The organism is Hymenobacter glacialis, assembly GCF_001816165.1.
Lineage (GTDB): Bacteria > Bacteroidota > Bacteroidia > Cytophagales > Hymenobacteraceae > Hymenobacter > Hymenobacter glacialis.
The window spans coordinates 1-3,228 of the sequence record NZ_MDZC01000103.1 but is presented as its reverse complement, the minus strand read 5'-3'; the positions used below and the strand labels follow the sequence as shown (position 1 = coordinate 3,228).

The 3,228-nt window shown below is 56.0% G+C and carries 2 rRNA genes; both read left to right on the top strand.

The features are described from left to right. Positions 1-38: 38 nt before the first annotated feature. Positions 39-2,963 (top strand): 23S ribosomal RNA (locus BEN48_RS15525). A gap of 110 nt (positions 2,964-3,073) precedes the next feature. Beyond that, positions 3,074-3,185, top strand: a 5S ribosomal RNA gene (gene rrf / locus BEN48_RS15520). Positions 3,186-3,228 lie beyond the last annotated feature (43 nt).

Genomic DNA, 3,228 nt, shown 5'->3' with positions numbered 1-3,228 from the left:
GAATGAGCAGACCCCAGCAATGGGGTCAGCGGTACGAAAGCGAAGTAAGCAAGAGCACACGGGGGATGCCTAGGGTCTCAGAGGCGACGAAGGACGCGATAAGCTGCGATAAGGCTGGGGGAGGGGCACATACCCGCTGATCCCAGCGTTTCCGAATGGGGCAACCCCTCACCTGGAAGAGGTGAGAGCCGACCGGCTTGACCGGCGGCGGCAAACGCAGGGAACTGAAACATCTAAGTACCTGCAGGAAAAGAAAATAACAATGATTCCCCAAGTAGTGGCGAGCGAACGGGGAGGAGCCCAAACCGGGTTGGTTACGGCCAGTCCGGGGTTGTAGGACCACGACATCTGATTGAATCGAGTTAGCAGAACTGCTTGGGAAAGCAGGCCAGAGACGGTGAGAGCCCGGTACGCGACAATTCTGATTTACGGTAGTGGGATCCTGAGTAGGGCGGGGCCGGAGAAACCCCGTCTGAATCGAGCGGCACCATCCGCTAAGGCTACATACTCCTGAGACACCGATAGTGAACTAGTACCGTGAGGGAAAGGTGAAAAGAACCGGGAATACCGGAGTGAAAAGAACCTGAAACCGTGTGCTTACAAGCAGTCAGAGGCCTTTCGTGGGCTGATGGCGTGCCTTTTGCATAATGAGCCTACGAGTTACTCCTCCCCGGCAAGGTTAAGCGCTTCAAGGCGCGGAGCCGCAGCGAAAGCGAGTCTGAACAGGGCGCGGAGTCGGGGGGGGTAGACGCGAAACTTGGTGAGCTACCCATGAGCAGGTTGAAGGTGCGGTAACACGCACTGGAGGACCGAACGAGTTTCCGTTGAAAAGGATTTCGATGACTTGTGGGTAGGGGTGAAAGGCCAATCAAACTGAGAAATAGCTCGTACTCCCCGAAATGTATTGAGGTACAGCGTCGGCGTTGAGGTCAGTGGAGGTAGAGCTACCAATAGGACTAGGGGGTGTCAGAGCCTACCGAATCCTGATGAACTCCGAATGCCACTGGCTATAGCCGGCAGTGAGGCCTGGGGTGCTAAGGTCCCCGGCCGAGAGGGAAAGAACCCAGACCATCTGCTAAGGTCCCTAAATCTGAATTAAGTTGAACAAAGGAGGTCCACTTGCTTTGACAGCCAGGAGGTTGGCTTGGAAGCAGCCATTCCTTTAAAGAGTGCGTAACAGCTCACTGGTCGAGCGAGCGGGCGTCGATAATACGCGGGCATCAAATTCAGTACCGAAGCAATGGATTTAGCATGAAAGACGGCTAAGTGGTAGGGGAGCATTCTCCTTGCGGTGAAGGTGCGTCGTCAGGCGTGCTGGAGCGTGGAGAAAAGCATATGTAGGCATGAGTAACGATAATGGGGGTGCGAAACCCCCACGCCGATAGACTAAGGTTTCCAATTCAACGCTAATCGGAATTGGGTTAGTCGGGACCTAAGGGGAAGCCGAAAGGTGCACTCGATGGACAGCGGGTTAATATTCCCGCACTAATGTTGACAAGTGATGCAGTGACGCAGAAGTGAAAGCACCGCGGGCGGACGGAAGTGCCCGTTGAAGGCCGTAGGTAGTGGGAGTGTAGTTAAGTACGCACACCTAGCCGAAAGCCGATAGTACCGCACGTCCTTCGGGACACGCGGATAGTGTGCCTAATCGGACTGCCAAGAAAACCTGCTAAGCGTTTTAATGTCAACATTACCCGTACCGCAAACCGACACAGGTAGTCAAGGAGAGTATCCTGAGGCGCTCGAGTGAATCACGGCCAAGGAACTCGGCAAAATGGACCTGTAACTTCGGGAGAAGGGTCGCTTCCTTGTCAGCAATGACAAGAAGCCGCAGTGAAAAGGCCCAGGCGACTGTTTAACAAAAACACATGGCTTTGCTAACGCGCAAGCGGACGTATAAGGCCTGACACCTGCCCGGTGCCGGAAGGTTAAGAGGGGAACTTAGTTCAGCAATGGGCGAAGGTTTGAATCGAAGCCCCGGTAAACGGCGGCCGTAACTATAACGGTCCTAAGGTAGCGAAATTCCTTGTCGGGTAAGTTCCGACCTGCACGAATGGTGTAACGATCTGGGCGCTGTCTCAGCCGTGAGCTCGGTGAAATTGTAGTCTCGGTGAAGATGCCGAGTACCCGCCACGGGACGGAAAGACCCCGTGCACCTTTACTATAGGTTGCCATTGGTGTTGGGTTCGGCATGTGTAGCATAGGCGGGAGGCGCTGAGCCGGGGACGCTAGTCCTCGGGGAGCCACCGTTGAAATACCGCCCTTGCCGTGCCTGATGCCTAACCCTGTATGACAGGGAACAGTGGCTGCTGGGTAGTTTGACTGGGGTGGTCGCCTCCAAAAGAGTATCGGAGGCTTTCAAAGGTCCGCTCAGTCCGCTTGGTAACCGGACGCAGAGCGCAATAGCAGAAGCGGGCTTGACTGTGAGGCCGACTAGCCGAGCAGGGTCGAAAGACGGATATAGTGATCCGGTGGTTCCGCATGGAAGGGCCATCGCTCAAAGGATAAAAGGTACGCCGGGGATAACAGGCTGATCTCCCCCAAGAGCTCATATCGACGGGGAGGTTTGGCACCTCGATGTCGGCTCGTCACGTCCTGGGGCTGGAGAAGGTCCCAAGGGTTCGGCTGTTCGCCGATTAAAGTGGCACGCGAGCTGGGTTCAGAACGTCGTGAGACAGTTCGGTCCCTATCTGTGGTGGGCGTTGGAAATTTGACAGGACCTGTCCTTAGTACGAGAGGACCGGGATGGACCAGCCGCTGGTGCGCCGGTTGTACCGCCAGGTGCAGCGCCGGGTAGCTACGCTGGGACGAGATAAGCGCTGAAAGCATCTAAGTGCGAAACTCACCTGGAGATGAGATTTCCCAATGGAAGGCCCGTCGGAGATGACGACGTGGATAGGCGGCAGGTGAACAAGTGGAAACACAATAGCTGAGCCGTACTAAGTGGCCGAGGGCTTCGCATCATTTCGTCGAGCGCGCAACACACGCTTCGTTTTTGTCCCCTTACGTCGAGTTATTGAGGAATGCGTTCCTGCGCGAGCAGGGCACCAGAACACGCGCGTTCCCCGCCAGCAATGGTGGCTTTAGCCCGGGTGTTCACCTCTTCCCATTCCGAACAGAGCCGTTAAGCCCCGGTGCGCCTATGGTACTGCCTTCACCGGTGGGAGAGTCGGTCGCCGCCAACCTTACATCCCGCAATGCCTGCCGCTTTCACCAGCGGCAGGCATT